Here is a 20,826-nt window from a genome sequence, read left to right as displayed (position 1 = left end):
TCCTATTAAATGGTATGATGCTGCAAACTCTCATTACAATTTGACGAGGCTGATTTTTGTCTTCCCTAGCCATTAATATTAAAGACCTTAGTTATCGTTACAAACAAGCTAACAGCCCCCAATTTCATATTCCTCAGTGGCAAGTTCCCCAGGGCCAAAGCGTGTTTTTACATGGTGACTCAGGCACAGGAAAATCAACCCTGCTTAATTTACTTTCAGGCGTGTTAACCCCGCAGAGCGGCAGTATTGAAATCATGGGCCAAGCGCTCACCACGATGAAAGCGAGCCAGCGCGATAAGTTTAGAGCTAACCATATTGGTGTGGTATTCCAAACCTTTAACCTCATTCCTTACCTTACCGTGTTAGAAAACATTAAACTCGCCCACTATTTTGCTGATAACAAAGGCGACATTAGCGCTAAAGCAAGTGAGCTGGTCGAAGCGCTAAAACTGCCCGCTGGCATATTAACCACGCCGGTAAGTCAGTTAAGTATTGGTCAGCAGCAACGTGTTGCCATTGTGCGAGCTCTGATTAATTCACCGGATGTGCTGCTTGTGGATGAGCCAACGTCAGCGCTTGATGCTTCAGCAAGGGATGCATTCTTGACCTTGCTGGTTGAGATGACCAAAAGCAGCAATACCTGCTTGATATTTGTCAGCCACGACAGTGCGCTGCAAGACTACTTTGATGTAAAGACGGATATTAAGTCGTTGATCAGCAAGGAGGTAAATGCCTAATGTTACTTACCTTAGCGAGAAAAAGTCTGCTTAGCAGAAAGAAAACCGTATTGCTGACCTTCCTGTCTCTGACCATCAGCTTAATGGTACTCCTCAGCGTTGAACACTTGCGTACTCAGGCTAAAACCAGCTTTACCCGCACCATTTCAGGCACAGACTTAATTGTGGGCGCACCAAGTGGGCAGTTAAACCTGTTGCTGTATTCGGTGTTTAGGCTTGGCAGTCCCACCAACAATATTAAATATGACAGCTATCAAAAACTCGTTGATAACGAGCAAGTGAAATGGGCCATTCCTATCTCATTAGGCGACTCGCACAAGGGCTTTCGAGTTCTTGGCACCAACGATAGCTACTTTGAGCACTTCGCCTATGGCGATAAACGTAAGTTAACTTTCTCTCAAGGTGAGCGCTTTAATGGTTTATTTGAAACTGTTGTAGGCGCTGATGTCGCAGAAAAGCTTAACTACAAGGTGGGTGACAGAATTGTAGTCGCCCATGGTATTGGTAGCACCAGCTTTACCAAGCATGACCAATCGCCATTTGTAATTAGCGGCGTGCTCGATAAAACTGGCACACCAGTGGATAAAACCGTGCATGTTAGCCTGCCAGCAATTGAAGCGATTCACTTGCCACCATCAAGGCTCGCGCAAGTGATTGCCAACCCACAGGATGCCAAACTGCCTACAGAGAGTATTACTGCGGTGCTTGTGGGGTTAAACAGCAAATTTGCCACCTTTACCATGCAGCGCGAGCTTAACAATGACAAAAGCGATCGCTTAATGGCAATTCTGCCGGGCGTGGCAATGACTGAGCTTTGGCAATTGGTTGGCTCAGTTGAAAACCTACTACGAGTAGTCGCGGGTTTGGTGATGTTAACCACCCTATTTGGTTTATCTAGCATGCTGCTAGCATCAATGAATGAGCGTCAGGCAGAAATTGCGGTATTTAGGGTATTAGGCGCAGGCCCATGGAAAATCATGCTACTGATATTCTTAGAGGCAATGCTACTCACTTTAAGCGCGATTGCCACTAGCTACGCCTTATTGACCTTTGCATTGACTGCCCTGAAAGACTTCTTTGCTACCGAGTATGGGCTGTTTATTACCAGTAACCTACTCAGCCCAAGCCTTGTTAGCTTAATGATCATGGTATTAGTAGCAAGCTGTGTTACCGCAATTTTCCCAGCAATTGAGGCCTATAAAGCGGCATTGCATAATCGACTAGGTAAGAAGTAGATTAGGTAAGAAATAGATTAGTTAGTACTTGAGCCTAATTAGAATTAACGTCAGAGCCCGCTATTTTTATGAAAATAGCGGGCTCTTTTTTGTAAGTAGCTTTTGTCAGTAGCGTGCGGCAGTCATTTTCGCTAAACACCGATTCATCAATCAATGAGCTATAAACTAGTTCCCTGTATACAAGAACGCTAGAGACTCGCGCTCTATAAACCACTTTATCAGCGGGCATTTTATAACGGGCCAAGTTCAACTTGCCATGGTGGGCTTAGTCGATTATCTCCCGCCCAATATAGCTTAACCTTGTTACCGCTTGGGTCGATAACCACCGCCTCTTTCCACAAATAGCTTTGCTCGGTTGGCATCTGCGCGATTTCAATTCCCTTGGAAATTAAGCTCGCTACCCAATCATCGAGCTGCTCATGCTCAAAATAAATAACACTTGGGTTTTCAATACGCTCTGAGGTGAGTGCTAATGAAAACGTTGATTCACCTTGTGGGCAGCGAAAGCGAGCATAGTGGGCGGTATCAACAATTTGCGTCATACCTAGTTTGCGATAAAACACACAAGCAGCCGCCATATCCGTCACTGGAATCGTCACCTGATTTAGATTCATAAACACATCCTTATTTATTAGCCGCTTATTAGTGGACTTTGACTTTGTATTAAAACGGACACTATAGCCAGATGTAAAGAATCCACCTTCTGAAGAAGGTGGCTATATGTTAGCTGCCTAGAAGGCAGCATAGCTTAACCAACTAAAGTTAAAGCATATAGTTGCGATGGCATTTAAAGCCTTTGAAAACATGGATGTTTTCACAGAGCCCACACGGATGTGTTCACGGCGTGCTTTAAATGTCATCACAACGTAAGCTGATTGAATGATAACCATCCATTGAAGCAAATGCTTTAGGCCAGATACAAAAAAACCAGCGTGCGCTGGTTTTTTATCGATTAACAAGCATCAATGCTTATGGATGGCAAACGTTATGCAACTCTAGGTTAGTCCCTATGTCTTTCATGCGGTTTGCTTTGGCATCGTCATTACGTAGCTGGTTGATGTGATCAAGGTAAGCTTGGTCAACGTCACCTGTGATGTAGTTACCGTCAAACACTGAAGTTTCAAAGCGCTTGATTTCAGGATTTTCCATCGCAACTGCATCGACTAAATCTGAGATGTTTTGGAAGATGATACCATCTGCACCAATGATGTTAGCAATTTCGTCAGCATCGCGGCCGTGAGCAATTAGCTCGTTCGATGTTGGCATATCGATACCATACACGTTCGGGAAGCGAATTTCTGGCGCAGCAGAGGCAAAGTACACTTTCTTAGCTCCGGCTTCACGAGCCATCTCAATGATCTGCTCTGATGTGGTACCACGTACGATTGAATCATCTACTAGCAGTACGTTCTTGCCTTTAAACTCTGCGTTGATTGCATTTAGCTTACGGCGCACTGACTTCTTACGCTCTTGCTGACCAGGCATGATGAAGGTACGACCGATGTAACGGTTCTTCACAAAACCTTGGCGGTAAGGTAAATCCATGTGACGAGCAATTTCTAATGCGATATCACATGAAGTTTCTGGAATTGGGATAACCACGTCGATGTCTAAATCGTCCCACTCAGCTTTGATTTTCTCGCCAAGCTTAGTACCCATGTTCACGCGGCTGCCGTAAACAGAAGCTTTGTCGATAGTTGAGTCAGGGCGCGCGAAGTATACGAATTCAAAGATACATGGCGCGTAGCTTGGATTCTCAGCACATTGGCGCGTGAATAGCTGACCATCTAAAGTAATGTAAACCGCTTCACCAGGGGCAACATCACGCATTACTTCAAAGCCAACCGCATCAAGTGCCACACTTTCTGATGCAACCATGTACTCAGTGCCAGTTTCGGTTTCATGTTTACCTAAAACCAGTGGACGAATACCGTAAGGGTCACGGAAAGCAACCAGACCTTGACCGATGATCATTGACGCAACGGCGTATGCACCACTCGTTTGCTTATGCACAGCTGCAACAGCATCAAATACTTCGTCTGCCTCAAGCGTTAAGCTTGTGGTTTTCTGCAACTCATCTGCTAGTAGGTTAAGCAGAATTTCAGAGTCTGATGTGGTGTTAACGTGACGACGTTTTTCAACCAGACTTTGAGTTAGCTCAACGGTGTTGGTTAGGTTACCGTTGTGAGCTAATGAGATACCAAACGGTGAGTTAACGTAAAACGGCTGCGCTTCCGATGCACTTGAACTACCCGCTGTTGGGTAGCGAACATGGCCAATACCTGAATGACCTTGTAAGCGTTGCATGTGCTTAGCTTCAAATACATCTTTCACTAAGCCATTAGCTTTACGTAGGCGAAATGCATTGCCATCAATGGTGACAATACCCGCGGCGTCTTGGCCGCGATGTTGGAGCACAGTCAGCGCATCATAAATGGTTTGATTAACTGACGATTTGCCTACTATTCCGACGATACCACACATGGGTAAGGTTCCTCATTAGAAGTGTTTTTTAAAATTATTGCTTGGGTACAAAGCTTGATGTGTTTTCCATATAGTCGAAGAACCACTGAATCACCACACCAAATTCGGGCACAAGTACTGAGTCAGCCCACCAATCTTGTTGGTTGAGCTGAGTAAATGCGTCCATGAAAAATAGGATTGCGCTGACAATAAGCGCGCCGCGAATAGCACCAAAACACAGGCCTAATACGCGGTCGGTTCCTGATAAACCGGTTTTAGAAACAAGCTGACCTAATAAGTAATTAACGAGTGCACCTAGGATTAAGGTCGCCACAAACAAAATGGCAATTGCCACACCGTTTTTGATGTATTCATCACTAATTTGAGTAAGGTGGCCAGCTAGCTGGGGATAAAATTGGCTTGCGATAAAAAAGGCGGCAAACCAGACAACAAGCGACATCGCTTCTTTGGCAAAACCACGGACCAAGCTGATCAAGGTCGACATGCCAATAACAATTAGAATTGCGTAATCAATCCACACCATGGAGATAAGGATCCGGTATCAGGGTTAAGACGGGCGCGATTCTAGCAAAGTAAACCAAGTTTCTCACCTTTAGTTGTACGAATTATTCATGCGAAAATGAGAACAATGATTTTGAGTTCAACTCAAATAAAAACCTGTACAAGCGCGCGGTTAAAGTTACGCCCAATATCGACTGATATTGGGCGACTTGGTTGTTTAGTTTGTTGGGCTAAACGGCACAATTTTACCTTCTAATCCCGTGAGCTTGCGAATAGGATCGCGCGCCTTTTCAAGCTTGGCTTTATTGGTTTCAGGCCCAACAAATACACGGGTTAACTTGCCATCTACTGGTTTAGCAGGAACCGTATATGCGGTGTAGCCAGACAGCCTAAGCTGCGCAATCAATGCTGACACATTCTTGGCATTATTAAAGCCGCCAAGTTGTAAGGTGTAACCCGCACTCACAGGTTTTATCTCACCAGCAACAGGCTTAATTTGCCCTGCGACAGGTTTAGGTTTTGCAGCAACTTGTTTTTCAGCTTTTGGCTGGGCTTTTTCTTGAGAGCTTGATTGTTGTTTGGACTCTGTACTCGGCTTACTTTTTGACTCATTGCTAGAGCCAGCAGCTTTTGAAGTGTTAGCTTCAGGTGTTGTCGCCGCTATGGGTTGGTCAGCGCTTTGGTCTGCTGACTGCGCATCAAGCTCACCTAAGTCTTGCCCTTGTGGAATGTCGATAACCTGAAAGTCATCATCGCTATAATGCGGCTCGTTAACATTACCTTGATTCATTGGGCGCAGCGGAATTTCAGTAAACTCTTCAACAACTTGGGCTTTTTTGCCATCTAATAAATCGGGTAAGAAAATCACCCCAAGCGCCACCAATACTATGGTGCCGACAAGGCGGTTTTGAAATTGACGATCCACAATAAAATCCTATTAATTCGTTGTCGTTGGCAGCTTAAGGCATTGATTGAAAACAAGCTTGGAACGCGGCAACCGTAAAAAATGAGCCAAATACAATAATAAGTTCATTTGCTTGGCTATCGGATGATGATACCGAAGTCACCATACTTTGCCACGCAAGTTCCATGCTATCAAATTGATTTAGTGAAACTTGTTGTTTCAAGTCACATGATTGCAGTGCAGCTGTGAGTTCATTTGCCGTTGCACCGCGAGGGTTGTCTAGGCTCACCATGTCCCAGTGAGATATCACGCCATCAAAACAAGCTAGAACGCTGGCAATGTCTTTGTCTTTTAACATGCCGCAAATAGCGCGAATATTCATGCCTTGCGCTTGGTATCTTTGTAATTGCACAGCTAAATACCTTGCCGCATGAGGATTGTGAGCAACATCTAACAGAATAACTGGCTGCTCACTCACCTGCTCTATTCGCCCTGAAAGCGTTGCTTTTGCAAAACCTTGGGTGATTTGTTCAAATGTAATTTCAGGCCAAAACTCACTAATTAACGCTAGTGCACTGGCAGCATTAGGCAGCGGTAGACTTGGTACAGGCAACTGGTGATACTCGGCGCTTGCCGAGCTAAAACGCCAGCTGTGTCCATCATTGAGCCGGCGTTCATCATAAGGGAGTGTTTCACCAGGGTTAACTTCATTTAACTGGTAGCTAAAATCATGCCCTACTCGGCGTACAAGGCTGCCAATATCTTTAGCAACAGCCATAACTGACTCTGGCAAATCTGGCTCACCAATAATGCTCAAGCAATTAGCGCGCATTACACCTGCTTTTTCGCGGCCAACATCTTCTCGGGTATCACCTAGGTATTCTTGATGGTCAAGGTCAATTGCAGTAATGATGGTCGCATCAGAATCAATCAGATTAGTGGCATCGAGCCGACCACCAAGGCCGACCTCAAGCAGCACGACATCTGGCTGAGTTTTGCCAAAGACGTAAAGCCCAGCCAAGGTTGCAAACTCAAAGTAGGTGATAGTGATATCGCCGCGTGCTTGCTCAATCGCTTGAAACGCCTCAATGATGAGTTCATCACTCACATCTTGCTGATTAACGCGAATACGCTCGTTAAACTGGTGAATGTGTGGCGAGCTGTAAACCCCAACACTTTTACCCGCTTGACGTAAAATCGACTCAAGCAAGGCGCAGGTGGTGCCCTTGCCATTAGTGCCTGCCACGGTAATCACTTGTGAATTTGGCAGTTTGTCGATGCCAAGCTTGTTAGCGACTTGCGACACGCGCCCTAACCCCATATCAATTTCTGCTGGGTGAATGGCGAGCAAGTGCTCAAGCCAATTGTTTAGGCTAGCGTTTGTTAAGTCAATGGTTTGCTTGGCTGATGTATTCAAGTGTGCGATCCCGAATATGGTTGTTATTGTTACTAGTAGTTATAGGGGGCGGTTATAGGCTTTTGGCTCATTTATGATCACAAGCATGAAGCAATATCAATCGAGCATGAATAGCGGACCCAATGCCAGCTTAGGTAAATCAAACTCTTGTGGATACGTCACATCAACCAAATACAAACCATTAGGTTTGGCAGTAGCGGCGGCAAGATTACGGTCTTTAACCGCTAGTAAATGTGCTATCCACTCAGGCTTTTGATTCTTAAGGCCGACCTCAAGTAATGAGCCAACAATGTTGCGCACCATGTGATGCAAAAAGGCATTAGCCTTAATATCGACCATGATATACATGCCCTGTCGGGTCACTTTGACATGATGAACATTACGAAATGGCGTGTTTGACTGACAACCAATCGCGCGGAAACTAGTAAAGTCTTGCTCACCCAGCAAGTACTGAGCAGCTTGGTGCATTAGGCTCTCATCAATATCGCCATGATAATGACTCACCCCTTGGCGCATAATGCCAGGGCGTAAGCTGTGGTTGTAGATGATGTAACGATAGCGTCTAGCCGTTGCACTAAAGCGGGCATGGAAATCGTCTGGTACTTCTTTAGCCCAGCGCACCGCAATATCATCGGGCAGCTGAGTGTTAATGCCGCGAGTCCAACCCTTTATTGGGCGCACTGCTGTGGTGTCAAAATGCACCACCTGACCAGTTCCATGAACGCCAGAGTCTGTGCGACCCGCACAAAATAGCTCAATAGGCTCATTAGCTACATAGCTGAGTGCTTTTTCTAATTGTGCTTGAACTGAATCTACGTCTGCCTGGCGTTGCCAGCCAAAATATTTACTGCCGTCATATTCGACGCCTAATGCAATGCGCATTAATGAATTACCTTAAAGCCGAGAATGGGCGCTAGTTTAACACAAAAAAAACGGCGCTTTGTATTGCGCCGTTTATCGTGTCTTTAGCTGGGTAACTTTTATTCAATCGTTGAGATTAAGTTAGTCGCTTCATCTTGCTGACGTTGATTGCCATCAATTTGCACTTCTTTAAGCAGCGCGATGGCGCTGTCCTTATCTTCAATCTCAATGTAGGCTCTAGCAAGATCTAACTTGGCGTTTACCGAGTTTTCTTCATCATCAACATCGACCATTTCGGCATTGCCAATGAGTGAATCAACCTCACCGACATCCACATCAACGTCTTTGTATTGATCAACTTGCTCTGTTTCTTCATCCGCATCACTTAATAATTTATCAATATCGATAAAGTCATTTTCGCGCTCAAAACTAGTCAGGTCGTCGTTTGAGATAGCGTCAGATGCTTTAGGTTCATCCAGTGCTGCCAACGCTTCATCAACAGTTAGCTTGTCGTCTTGAATAAAGAACTCATCTTCTGAGCTTAATGTGTCTCGCTCGTCATCAGACAATGACTCAGAAAATGCTGCTAGCAAGTCATCGTCTGTGTAATCAAGGCTTTGCTCGTTGGCCGGCTCTGGTTTTTTATCTAGCGGTTTCTCATCTAATGGCGCTTTGTCAGCACCCTCACTCGTTAATGAGTCCATTTGCGCCTGATTGAACAAATCGGTTTCCCAATCAATGGCATTAGCATCGGCTTTATCGCCAGCTTTTAGGTCATCGAAGAAGCCAGAGTCTTTCTGTACTGGCCTTTCGGCAACAGCATCTGCAACATCTTCAACTTCATCATTACCCATATTGGCAAGCAGTGCTTCTAACTCTTGCGCGGCGGCATCATCATTAACAGGTAGATCTGCGCTCGCTTCTGGCTCAAGTTCAATTTCTGGTAGATTTGAGTCATCTAGGGTGAGTGATAGTTCATCACTGTTAGTCTCAAGAGCATCAGCTTCAAGAGCGTCAGTCTCGAGTGGGTCAGAGTCAGGCTGTTCGCTATCTAACTGGTCAGTGTCAAAGCCAGCTAGCAGACTATCAAGCTCCTGCGCTCGGGCATCATCTTGATCATTCAATGCACTGGTTTGCTCAGCCGCATCGGCTTCGTTTGATAAGCTGCCCAGTAATGAATCTAAATCTTGCTGCGCTTCATCTTGTGCTTCGTCAGTTTGAGCTTCTTGCTCGGCAAGTGAAGCCAGCATCTCATCTAGCTCGTCACTAGTATGGTCAAGCTCTTGCTCGTTTTCTGCCGACGGCGGTGCTAACAGGTCATCATTAGATGCAAGTTGGCTTGGCTCTTCACCTACTGCATCGCCCTGCTCACTGGCGGCATCTGAACCAGTACCAGCAAGATCGGCAAGCATGGCATCGAGCTCTTCGTCGGTGGCTTCTTGATGTTCGCTATCGTCATGCAGCTCTTCATCGAGTCCAAGTTCTGCGGCTAACTCATCTGCATCACTTGCTGAATTTGTGCTCTCAGTAGAGTCAGCATCAAGGTTGGCGAGCAGTGCATCGATATCATCATCGGCAACATTTTCTTGCTCATTCAGCTCTTCAAGCTCAGCGTCTAGCTCTTTGGCAATGGCTTCATCTAACACTGGCGTGTCGCTGGTTTCAGGTGCTACAGGAGCTTCAAGCTCAGCTAATAGCGCATCGACATCTTCAATTTGCTCTTGATCTGCACCAATGCTGTCAAGTTCAGTCTCTAACTCTGCTGCTTGTTCTAGCTCTTGCTCAAGCTCCTCGCCTAGGTCAGCCTCATTGGATTCGAGCAACTCGCCAGTGTCAATTTCTTCAGTTGATGGCAACTCTTCTTCAGGGTCTTGTTCAGCTGAAGGCTGTTGATCGGCTGAAGGCTCCTGTTCGGCTAAAGGCTCTTGATCAGCTAAAGGCTCTTGAACATCATCTTGCAAGCTTGCAAGTAACGAGTCGACGTCATCATCGGCTACAAGTGCTTCATCTTGTTGCACGTCTTGTTGTTCAGCTTCTTGTTCAATCGACTCCAACAATTGATCAATATCATCTACTGGCTCTGGCTCTGGCTCTGGCTCTGGCTCTGCAGGCATATCTAATTCAGCAAGCAAAGCATCAACGTCTTCAACGTTTAAATCTTCTGGCTCTTCAGCTTCAGCGCTTGTTGCTTCAGCACTTGTTTGTTCAGGAGCTTCGTCGGTTTCAGGAACGTCGAGATCAGCTAACAGGCTGTCGATGTCATCTTGCGCTGTTTCGTTGTCAACATTAGCGCTGTCATCGCCCTTTACTGACTCTGGCCCTGGTTCTGCTTCTAACTCTTGTTCGGGTAGGTCAAATTCAGCGAGTAAATCTTCCATGTCTTCTTCAGACTCTGGAGGCAACTCACTTTCTTGAGTATCTTCTATACCATCGAGCAGATTATCGAGATTGTCGACATCATCTACTGATGCTTCATCATCTTCTAGTGGGCCTAACTCTTGATCTTGCTCTTCCATGGCTTCTGCCCACAGATCATCAAGCGAGGTGGTATCATCTTCGTCTACTTGCTCTACCTCGGATTGCTCTTCTAAAACAATGTCTGCTTCTGCACCAAGGTCAGCCTCGGGCTGCATTTCAACATTGTCTAGATCAAGCAAATCATCGATGCTTTCTTCTTCATCGTCATCAAGGTGAATCGCTAGCTCAGATAAATCATCTTCTTCTGGTGAAACTTCAGCCAAAGTTGTTTCGTCAGCTACTGTGTCGACTTGCTCGGCTTCTTGAGCTTGCTCCGCTTGTACTTGCTGTTTTTTCTTACGGTTAAGCAACCAGAAAACCAGACCAAAGATAAGTACAAGTGGCAGTGCAGCGAGTAAAACAAGCAGCCACATATTGTCCATTAGTTTGCGCCAGGTACTAGGCGGCTCTTGTACTACTGCAGGCTCTTTTGTGGACTCAAGTAACGCATCATGCTCAACGGTTAGCGCTTGATGCTTCTCACGCAGAATTTGTAGCTGCTCTTCTAGAGCGCCAATTGATGACGACATTTCGTCAATGCGGTTCTTTAATGCCAGATTATCGTTTTGCGCCACCATTAATTGGTCTTGCGCTCGCGCTAACTCATCAGTCAGCATCAAGTTCTTGCTGTGCTCAGCATCTAGCTCGCTGTTAACTCTTGCTAGCTCGTCATTCGCAGCAACTTGAGACTCAACAACTGGCACGGCTTCTGCAGGTTGATTGACGATCTGTAATGGTTTGGCACTCGATCTAGGTTTATTTGGCTGGGACTGGCTAGCTTGAGAGGAGGCACTTTGCTGAGCACTAGGTTGGTTAACATTAGTTTGGTTTACACTAGTCTGGCTTGCCGTCGCTTGGTTTGCTGCGGTTTGAGGTTGTGATGTTTGACGAATTTGCGCAGCGCGTTGATCTTCTAATTCAGCTCGGCGTTTAGCTTGAGCTTTTGGAATTGCCGCCATCACATCTGCTGACGGGATCATCAGTACCATGTCTTTTTCGAGGGTATTGTAGTTGTTGCCACTAAATGCATGCGGGTTAGCGTCAAACAGGGCAGACATGACCTGATAAACACTGATATTTGGATTAGGACGAACTTTTTGCGCGATACTCCAGAAGGTATCTGATGAAGTGGTTGGGCCGTACTGACGTACCTCAGCTTGCTTCACTTCACCATTAGGGCCGGTGATTTTGAGTGAATCAGCATGCGTGGGCAAGGCTATAGTGGTTGCCGATAAACCTAAACTCACAATCGCTAAAAGCTTAGCAACGTTTGAAGTACGAAAAGTCATCCAATTCTTCCCTAAGTAACGCCTGTCTTAACTTAGCGTTTTCATTTTTATAATTAGTTATCGTTAATGTGCCTAAAACATTAACTTTACGACTATAAACCAGATTACAATGGCTCGCTAGCAATGACAAAAGCTAAAATCAAAAAAGCCTGCAGTCTGCAGGCTTTTTAAACTAAATCGCACTAAAATCACATTACTAACAACGAGATATAAGGCATCGAGTTCGGTTTAGTAATAGTCTCTAATTAAGATTTCAGCGATTTGGACACTGTTTAAAGCTGCACCCTTACGAATGTTATCGGCCGTTACCCATAAATTTATACCGTGTGGGTGCGAAATATCTTTACGCACACGACCTACGTACACAGGATCTTGCCCTGCGGCATCAGTCACAACGGTTGGGTATTCTTCATCAGACTCAAACAACACAACACCTTCAGCCTGACTCAGTACCGCTTTTACATCATCAGCTTCTGCCGGTTGATGCATCTCAATGTGTACTGCTTCTGAGTGGCCATAAAATGCAGGAACGCGCACTGCTGTTGGGTTTACCATGATGCTGTCGTCAGCAAAGATTTTTTGCGTTTCCCACACCATTTTCATTTCTTCTTTGGTGTAGCCGTTATCCATAAACTTATCGATTTGTGGCAACACGTTAAAAGCAATTTGCTTAGGATAAACAGATGGCTCTGCAGGCAAACCTTGCAGCAGCTTGGTGGTTTGCGTCGCCAGCTCTTCAATCGCTTGTTGACCAGAACCAGAAACCGATTGATAGGTTGATACGTTAATACGCGCAATACCAAAAGCATCGTAAATTGGCTTTAGCGCAACCAACATTTGAATGGTTGAGCAGTTAGGGTTGGCGATAATATTGCGGTTACGGAAATCGGCAATTGCTTCTGGGTTCACTTCTGGCACCACTAATGGCACGTCAATGTCGTAACGGAAGTGTGAGGTGTTATCAATCACCACACAACCCGCCTCACCGGCAATTGGCGCCCATTTAGCCGATACATCGCCACCAGCTGAGAAGAAGCCTATTTGCGCCTGGGTCCAGTCAAAGGTCTCTACGTCAAGAATTTCAACTTCGGTACCCTTAAAGTTAACGGTTTTACCGGCACTGCGGCTACTTGCTAACGGATAAAGGTTGGCAATTGGAAAATCACGCTCTTCCAATATTTCGATCATGGTTTGGCCCACAGCGCCTGTTGCCCCTAAGACAACAACATTAAATTCTTGCGACATTTTCGACTTCGACTCCTTACAGCAAACTAGTAAACCAATCTAACCCAGAATAGCGCGCCTTAGCTAGCGTTAATCGGCTAAAAACACCATTTGGAAAGTGATTTTTTCTCAAGCGCTTAAAAATAGCACTTATGTCACCTTAAACCCGAGTTGTTCAGCAGCTAGCATAGGCTCATTAGATAATTGTGCTTGAGCAAAGTTAAGCGTCAATGCACTAAACTCGCGGCGATGCTTATGCTGCTTACGCATTTGATCAAAACCATTTGGCTGCGCAAACCGTTGACGGAATTTGACGTCATCATCGCGCACATCATAAGCCATGCGCGCAAGCCCCAGAAGTTTTGCTTGGTTAGCACCATCAAGCAAATCAGTGTTGACTGATAAACTAAATTCACTGATATGAAATGGCGGCAATAAATCGCTAATGGTTTTTGTTACCTTGGTATTGGTTAACTGGCACAGCTTTTCATACAACATAAAGGTGCCCTTTGCCTTACCTTCCAGGCTATAACCAGCAATGTGCGGCGTGGCAATATCCACCAAAGGCACCAGCTCAGCGATAGGGTTTGGCTCACCTTGCCAGACATCTAGCACCAGCTTTAAGTCGCTTCGCTGCTGCCTAACTTTAATCAAGGCATTATTATCAATTACCTCACCACGGCAGCAATTGAGCAGCCAGGTGTTAGGCTTTAATGCTGCCAGCCTTGCTTCATCAAATAAAAACCAGGTTTTATGCTCACCATCTTTCGTTATTGGCACATGCAGGCTTATCACATCAGCTTCAGCCAGCACCTGCTCCAATGAGTAAAACGCGCGCTCATCACCCTCTTGTTGTTTAATTGGGTCGCACAACATGACCTTGACGCCATAAGCTTCAAGGCACTTTGCTGTGGCGCTGCCTGTATTACCCGCGCCGACAATACCAACCGCTTTATCTTTTAAGCTTTCACCACATCTTGTCGCTAGCTCTAACATAGCGATAAAAGCATATTCGCCTACGGCGGTGGCGTTACAGCCTGGCGCATTCGAAAACGGGATATTTCTTGAGTCTAAATAATCAATATCGACATGGTCAGTACCAATTGTGGCACTGCCAACAAACTTGAGCTGCTGGTTTTGCTCAAGCAGCGCAGCATTGACCTTAGTGATGGAGCGAACCAGCAGTACATCAGCATCTTGTGCTTGCTCTGGTGTTAAGTGGCGACCGTCAACAAATTCTATGTCACCGAACTCGTTAAATAGTTCAACAACATAGGGCATGTTCTCATCAGCAATGATTTTCATAGGGCGTGAATTTGGGCTTAGTGATTAGATTGACATTATTGGTGTATTCTACCGACAACAACGGGGAAATTCAGTAGTAATAGACCTGTAGATTTCAGGTAATAAAAAACCGAGTGTCCACAACGAACACTCGGTTTAAAATATCGATTAGTCAATAAGGCTATTTGAGCTTTATTTGTATTTACGCGTTACTTGTATTTGCGCATTACTAGGGTAGCGTTAGTACCACCAAAACCAAAGCTGTTGCTCATGACGGTATTAAGCTCAGCTTCACGCATTTCAGTCACAACCGGAATACCTTCTGCTTTCTCATCAAGGGTATCAACGTTAATGCTTGGTGCAATAAAGCTGTTTTCTAGCATAAGTAGGCTGTAAATCGCTTCATGTACACCAGCGGCACCTAGCGCGTGACCAGTCATAGACTTAGTTGAACCTACTGCTGGAACCTTGTCTTTAAACACTTCAGTTAATGCTTCTAGCTCACGAACGTCGCCTACAGGCGTTGAAGTACCGTGGGTATTGATATAGTCAATTGGCGTATCAACACCTTCAAGTGCCATTTGCATACAACGTACAGCACCTTCACCTGATGGTGCGACCATGTCGTAACCGTCTGATGATGCACCGTAACCTACGATTTCAGCGTAGATTTTTGCGCCACGAGCTAGTGCGTGTTCTAGTTCTTCAACCACTAGAATACCGCCACCACCAGAGATAACGAAACCGTCACGGTCAGCATCATAAGTACGAGAGGCTTTTTCTGGCGTGTCATTGTATTTGGTTGATAGTGCGCCCATCGCATCGAAGCCCATGGTTAGGGTCCAATCTAGCTCTTCTGCACCACCAGCAAACACCATGTCTTGCTTACCCATTTGAATAAGCTCAACTGCATGACCAATACAATGCGCAGACGTTGCACATGCAGAACTAATTGAGTAGTTCATACCTTTGATTTTAAATGGTGTCGCCAAACATGCGCTTGTGGTTGAAGCCATGATGCGAGGGACAATGTATGGACCTACGCGCTTAACACCGCGTGAGCGTAATGTGTCAGCCGCTTGAACCTGATTAGATGATGATGCACCGCCTGAGCCAACAATCAAACCTACACGGTGGTGTGAGTATTGCTCTTCAGTCAGGTTGGCATCTTCAATCGCTTGTTGCATTGCGATGTGAGCGTATGCTGCTGCATCACCCATAAAGCGCAGTGCTTTGCGGTCAATGTGCTCAGCTGGATCAATCTTAATATCACCCCAAACGTGGCTGCGCAGTTTCATTTCTTCAAACTGTTCAGAACGGGTAATACCACTTTTACCGGCCTTGAGTGACTCAATCACTTCATTTTTGTTATTGCCGATGCTTGAAACCACACCTAAACCGGTGATCACGACTCTTTTCATTTTTATCTATCCATTTGGTACGTATTGGTACTTAATTGCGGCAATCATATCTGCTTTAATGCAATTAAGTGGTCAGCTTTCCATAAACACGGGTAAAATAATGCCAACTAATGTGCAGTGAGTAAAATATTTTGCCCCAAGTTCCACCTATTTCAAATGTTTATCATTCTGTGCAGCAGTGCATCTCGCGCCTGCTAGTAAGCGATTGCTCAACTCAAGTGAATCTCGCTGTTGTCAGTCATTTCCCTGGCGATGCTTTAGCACTGCTACTCAAGCTGTTACCTACAGCAACGGGTAAACAGTCACACAACAACCTGCCGCTTAGTAATCAACAGCATAACAAGCGCGTGCATATCAGCATATATAGCCTCACCCGCGATAACTTGCTGCTAAGCGAGAGCTTACAGCAGTTAGATGTAACCAATATTAATGGCTGCCAACGAATTGAAACCAGCGATTACAAATTAACCATTGATGTACATCAACTGCTTGAACCTCAACCCGAATTGACTAGCTACCTCAAACTGCAAGCTAACACTGAGCAAGCCTTTGATTTGGTGATTGCCTGTGCTGATACGTTACTTAATGACAATTGGGATCACTATTTCAACCCAGCAAATTTTTGGCAATTGGGGCGGTTAAGTCGCGATGAAGCTCAAGTAGCCCTGCTTGGAACAAATGAGCTAGGAAATAATGAGCTAGAAAAGGAAAAATTCGGTTCAAATGAATTAAGTAACAGTGACATCACGACTCAAGTAGCGCACCTTGCTAGCATTTGTCGCTCGACAGGTTTCCTGTTAGTCAACACCTTAACCGATGACACACAAACAACTTCAGCATCGAGGCTCAATCGACAGTTCGAACTCGAGCAGCGACAAGTACTGCGTAGTCAGCAAAGCAATCAGTTTGCCTATAACCCCTTGCCCAAAGCGATTACCTATAGCGCAAACACAAGCAGAGCAATCGCAATTATAGGTGGCGGGCTCGCCAGTGCCTTTCTAGCGCTATCTCTGGCCAAAAGAGGCATTAGCTCCACCATATATTGTAAAGACGAGGCTATTGCACAAGGCGCATCTGGCAACAAGCAAGGCGCAATCTACCCCCTGCTCACCCCAGATAATGGTCCACTAAGTCAGTTTTTTCAGCAGGCATACCTGTATAGCTGTCAACAAATCAAACACCTTGTGAGTAATGGGCATAATATTAGCCACGAGTTTTGCGGCGTTATCCATACAGGCTATGACGATAAATCAATTAGTCGACTACAGAAAATTATTGATGGACAAGCTTGGCCTGAACAAATTGCTCAAGCAGTGAGCGCAGAAAAAGCAAGTGAAATCGCAGGAGTCAAACTCGATAAAAGCGGCTTTTATTATCCTTTGGGCGGATGGGTGTGTCCTTATGAGTTAGCTGAAGCTGCGATTAAAGAAGCGCAGAAACACGCTGAAGTAGATTTGGTTTTAAATACTGAAATTAGCACTATTGAAAAGCCAAACACCGCGACTGAAAGCTGGCTGTTAACTTCCGCTTCTACGAGTGAAAGCTACTTGCACGATCACTTAGTCATCGCTGCTGGCGCGCAGCTGACGCAGTTTTCACAATCATCCGAAGTCGCGCTTACACCATTTCGTGGTCAAGTTAGCCATGTTGCTTCAAAAGGCGAACTCAGCAAATTATCAAGCGTTATCTGCGCCAATGGTTACCTCACACCAGCTAACGATGGCAAACATTGTGTCGGTGCAAGTTATATTAAAAACCCCGAAAACTCTGAATTTTCCATAACAGAGCAGCTGCAAAATCAGGAGAAGATGCGCCTGAGCTATCCGAGCTGTAATTGGACAAAAGACATTGATACCAGTGATAACCAAGCACGCGTTGGCGTGCGTATGGTAAGTCGAGATCACTTCCCGGTGATGGGCTGCGCTGCGGATTTCGAGGAAATTAAATCGCGCTATCAAGCGCAAATGCAATTGAAGCAATGGCAGCAAACACCTGAATATTGGCGAGATACGCCAGCGCCAATCATAAATGGGCTGTACCTTTTAGGTGGTTTTGGCTCTCGTGGGATTAGCACCGCGCCATTGGTTGCCGAAACCCTAGCCGCTAACCTTACTGGCGAAACTGCTCCTTTAAACCTAACCACACAAACTTTGCTAAACCCTAATAGAATGTGGATGCGCAAGCTATTAAAAGGTAAAGCTATCTAGCATCAATAGCTCGTCGAAAAACGAAAAAACCGCGTGAGCTTAACTCTCGCGGTTTTCATCTGTATATGAGTGCTGATTAACGAGTTCTAGTTTTGCGCTAGTTCTAATTTTGGGCTAATAGCTTCTTAAGCTCTTTTTTGAATGCGTCACCCATTTTCGGGTCATGTAATCCGTATTCAACAAAAGCCTTCATGTAACCTAGTTTGTCACCACAATCATGGGATTTGCCCGTCATATTGAATGCTTCAACTTCTTCAGACTCAATCAACATATCAATGGCATCGGTAAGCTGCACTTCATTCCCCGCGCCCGGTGGTGTTTTAGCAAGTAAGTCCCATATTTTTTCAGACAGTACGTAACGCCCAACCACTGCGAGATTTGAAGGCGCAGAGCCCACAGCTGGCTTTTCTACCATCTTAGCAATCTTGGTTGAATGACCTGGCAGCAACTGCTCACCGAAGCAATCTGCGATACCATATTTGTCGACTTCGTTGTCATCCACTGGCGATACCATTATCTGGCTCGCATTCGATTCTTTATATCGACTGATCATAGAAGCAAGGTTTTCAGTGCGCTGATCGGCACTATAACTATCAAGGATCACATCAGGCAGCACCACCGCAAATGGCTCATTACCAATACAAGGTTTAGCACATAAAACTGCATGCCCTAACCCTTTAGCCTCACCTTGGCGCACATGCATGATGGTTACATTACGAGGGCAAATAGACTGCACCTCATGTAACAACTGACGTTTTACACGCTGTTCAAGGGTTGACTCTAACTCATAGGATTTATCAAAGTGGTTTTCAATGGCATTTTTACTGGCGTGGGTAACCAGTACAATTTCCATACACCCTGCACTCACACACTCATCTACAATATATTGAATTAGCGGCTTATCAACTAACGGCAACATCTCTTTTGGAATAGCCTTGGTTGCTGGCAGCATACGTGTGCCGAGTCCAGCGACAGGGATGACGACTTTCATTGATTATCCTTATTCGTTTGCAAATCAACTGTTTCTGGGAGCTTAGCACAAGATGATGAAAATACTTATTTTGTTGGTACTTTCCTGCAAATTATTCACGCAAGCGCTTACATTTTGCCTAGTTATTTGGATTAATAGGGCCTGTTGATCTTTCAAGATTATTTTTGCAGCTGCCTGTTGGAAATTTATACAAGACAACGACTTTGATGTGTGGGTGTTCCACATGATAAGTCGTTAACGCAGTAGAAATGATAACAAGCGCTGCCTGAAAGGTTCGTTTAAAAGCACCTACGCTCTTAGTAAAAAGCTAAGTTTGTTGTGAGCCCTGTTTTTTAAAATCGATAGGTTTAGGTGACTAGACTTCATCGCTCACGCCTCGATTAAAGTGCTTTTAATTCGAACAAATTCTAATCAGCAAAGATCAACAGGCCCTAGTCAAATAACCACTGATTGATATATTGATAAACCAGCGAGTTGGTAAGGACGCCAGTGTGATCGTCACTAACCCCTATCACTTTTCGCGCCTCGCGCTGGGCTTGCTCATTAAGTTGTGACTTCAGTGACACTGAGCCATCATTGGCACTCCCCTCACCGCCGCGACTTTTGGCATAGGCGAATAACAAATAGTGCTGATGATAAGTAGATAATTCAGTCGCAAAAATCTGCTTAAGATACTGACTCTCCGGCACCATGCTGCGCCAAACTGGCGCGACAACAGGTGAGTAAGCGACACCGTAGCTTGCGGCAAAATGTCCGCTCCATGGCGTCGCCATAGTGATAAACTTTATTGAGTGGCTGTTAAGGTTATCACTTGCCACTAATGCACCTCTAGCCACTAGCCCGCCCATACTATGAGCAACAACAGCTAGTGACGATGGTTGATATAGGTTCACCACCTCTTCCAAAGCAACTTGCAAAATATACGCGCTATAATCCAGCGGATAAGCACTTGGATACTGAAACAGTAGCACTTGCACATCTTTAGCCAAGTGCTCTGCAATCTGCTCAAATTGGGCGGGTGAGCCACTAATACCGTGCACAAATACCACGCTTGGTTTATTTGGCTCAAATTTATCTAGCGTATAAAGCCCAAAACCGAATTGCTCACTAAACGCAACCGGTTGCCACATGCCAAGTTGTGCAACTTGCTGTGAAAACCTCGGATCCTGCCAATCAACTTGATGTAAGAACTTATCCTTTGCTTGAGCAAGTTGCCGTTTAAGCCCAAACATACTGACGTCAAGGTTTTGCTTAAAAGTCTGGTTTGGCTCAAGTTGCAGCTTAAGCGCATCCAATTCTTGCAAGCTAGAGTCTTGTTCGTCTAATGAGGAAAGCGCAATTGGAGCAATAGTCTTTTGCCAAAATATTGGTTCTCCTGGTTGATAAATTAAGTCGTCATTACTATCAACAAATGCCAGCAATTCGTATTGCCCCATTGGCATTATCATATACTGCCTTTGCCCGGCAGCTGTGGTGCGAAAGTTCACCATCTCTCTGCTATCACCATTACCTCGGTACACAGCAACATAAACACGCTTTTTGTTATCTGTAAGGATAGTGGTTGGTAGGGTTTCGATGGTGAGTACGCCGTACTCTTGTTTGGCAACCTCAAGATCAGACTTAAGCTTTTGAATTTGGCAGCCTGACAACGCTATGGCAACAGACAGCAATACCAATAACTTCAGACCGCAAAGTTGAGATGATGGGTAGCCTGATTTAGTTATGCTCAAATACTGTCCCAGACTCGAACTAAA

The 20,826-nt window shown here is 45.2% G+C and carries 15 protein-coding genes; 3 read left to right on the top strand and 12 right to left on the bottom strand.

The window, feature by feature from the left end; genetic code table 11:
• Positions 1-56: 56 nt before the first annotated feature.
• A complete protein-coding gene (locus G3R49_RS06750) occupies positions 57-737 on the top strand; it encodes an ABC transporter ATP-binding protein (RefSeq protein ID WP_167869101.1) in 681 nt (226 codons plus the stop codon).
• Positions 737-1,972, top strand: a complete 1,236-nt coding sequence (locus G3R49_RS06745; protein ID WP_167869100.1) for an FtsX-like permease family protein — start codon at positions 737-739, stop codon at positions 1,970-1,972. The genes G3R49_RS06750 and G3R49_RS06745 overlap by 1 nt, the downstream gene beginning before the upstream one ends.
• Positions 1,973-2,202: 230 nt before the next feature.
• Here the strand turns inward: G3R49_RS06745 and G3R49_RS06740 are convergent, their stop codons facing one another.
• The 10 genes from G3R49_RS06740 to fabB all read right to left on the bottom strand — a co-directional run bounded on the left by G3R49_RS06740 (position 2,203) and on the right by fabB (position 15,874).
• A complete protein-coding gene (locus tag G3R49_RS06740; RefSeq protein WP_130597678.1) occupies positions 2,203-2,586 on the bottom strand; it encodes a VOC family protein in 384 nt (127 codons plus the stop codon).
• Positions 2,587-2,941: 355 nt separating this feature from the next.
• Complete coding sequence (gene purF, locus G3R49_RS06735; RefSeq protein ID WP_130597679.1) at positions 2,942-4,456, bottom strand: amidophosphoribosyltransferase; 1,515 nt, start codon at positions 4,454-4,456, stop codon at positions 2,942-2,944.
• 34 nt (positions 4,457-4,490) lie between these two features.
• A complete protein-coding gene (locus G3R49_RS06730) occupies positions 4,491-4,979 on the bottom strand; it encodes a CvpA family protein (RefSeq protein ID WP_130597680.1) in 489 nt (162 codons plus the stop codon).
• A gap of 195 nt (positions 4,980-5,174) precedes the next feature.
• Entirely contained in the window at positions 5,175-5,882 is a 708-nt protein-coding gene (dedD, locus tag G3R49_RS06725) for a cell division protein DedD (RefSeq protein WP_130597681.1), read from the bottom strand.
• Positions 5,883-5,916: 34 nt separating this feature from the next.
• Entirely contained in the window at positions 5,917-7,278 is a 1,362-nt protein-coding gene (gene folC / locus G3R49_RS06720) for a bifunctional tetrahydrofolate synthase/dihydrofolate synthase (protein WP_210147135.1), read from the bottom strand.
• Positions 7,279-7,374: 96 nt separating this feature from the next.
• The gene (gene truA, locus G3R49_RS06715; RefSeq protein WP_167869099.1) at positions 7,375-8,160 is read right to left on the bottom strand and encodes a tRNA pseudouridine(38-40) synthase TruA; all 786 of its coding nucleotides are present in this window, start codon (positions 8,158-8,160) and stop codon (positions 7,375-7,377) included.
• A 98-nt stretch (positions 8,161-8,258) separates the two neighbouring features.
• Entirely contained in the window at positions 8,259-11,945 is a 3,687-nt protein-coding gene (locus tag G3R49_RS06710; protein ID WP_167869098.1) for a FimV/HubP family polar landmark protein, read from the bottom strand.
• Between the two features lie 228 nt (positions 11,946-12,173).
• The gene (locus G3R49_RS06705; RefSeq protein ID WP_130597684.1) at positions 12,174-13,190 is read right to left on the bottom strand and encodes an aspartate-semialdehyde dehydrogenase; all 1,017 of its coding nucleotides are present in this window, start codon (positions 13,188-13,190) and stop codon (positions 12,174-12,176) included.
• Between the two features lie 129 nt (positions 13,191-13,319).
• Positions 13,320-14,474: a 4-phosphoerythronate dehydrogenase gene (locus tag G3R49_RS06700; RefSeq protein ID WP_167869097.1), complete on the bottom strand. Its 1,155-nt coding sequence runs from the start codon at positions 14,472-14,474 to the stop codon at positions 13,320-13,322.
• 188 nt (positions 14,475-14,662) lie between these two features.
• On the bottom strand, positions 14,663-15,874 hold the full coding sequence (fabB, locus tag G3R49_RS06695) for a beta-ketoacyl-ACP synthase I (RefSeq protein WP_130597686.1): 1,212 nt from the start codon (positions 15,872-15,874) through the stop codon (positions 14,663-14,665).
• 131 nt (positions 15,875-16,005) lie between these two features.
• On the opposite strand from fabB, the gene mnmC reads away from it, so the two are divergent.
• A complete protein-coding gene (gene mnmC / locus G3R49_RS06690) occupies positions 16,006-18,081 on the top strand; it encodes an FAD-dependent 5-carboxymethylaminomethyl-2-thiouridine(34) oxidoreductase MnmC (protein WP_167869096.1) in 2,076 nt (691 codons plus the stop codon).
• Between the two features lie 103 nt (positions 18,082-18,184).
• Here mnmC and galU read toward each other — a convergent pair whose 3' ends face one another.
• Positions 18,185-19,072: a UTP--glucose-1-phosphate uridylyltransferase GalU gene (galU, locus tag G3R49_RS06685; protein WP_130597688.1), complete on the bottom strand. Its 888-nt coding sequence runs from the start codon at positions 19,070-19,072 to the stop codon at positions 18,185-18,187.
• A gap of 431 nt (positions 19,073-19,503) precedes the next feature.
• Entirely contained in the window at positions 19,504-20,802 is a 1,299-nt protein-coding gene (locus G3R49_RS06680; RefSeq protein ID WP_167869095.1) for an alpha/beta fold hydrolase, read from the bottom strand.
• Positions 20,803-20,826: the final 24 nt, after the last annotated feature.

The sequence above is a fragment of the Shewanella sp. WXL01 genome, from assembly GCF_012263345.1.
Lineage (GTDB): Bacteria > Pseudomonadota > Gammaproteobacteria > Enterobacterales > Shewanellaceae > Shewanella > Shewanella maritima.
Note: the sequence above shows the minus strand (reverse complement) of the source record. Positions and strands in the feature narration are given on the sequence as shown.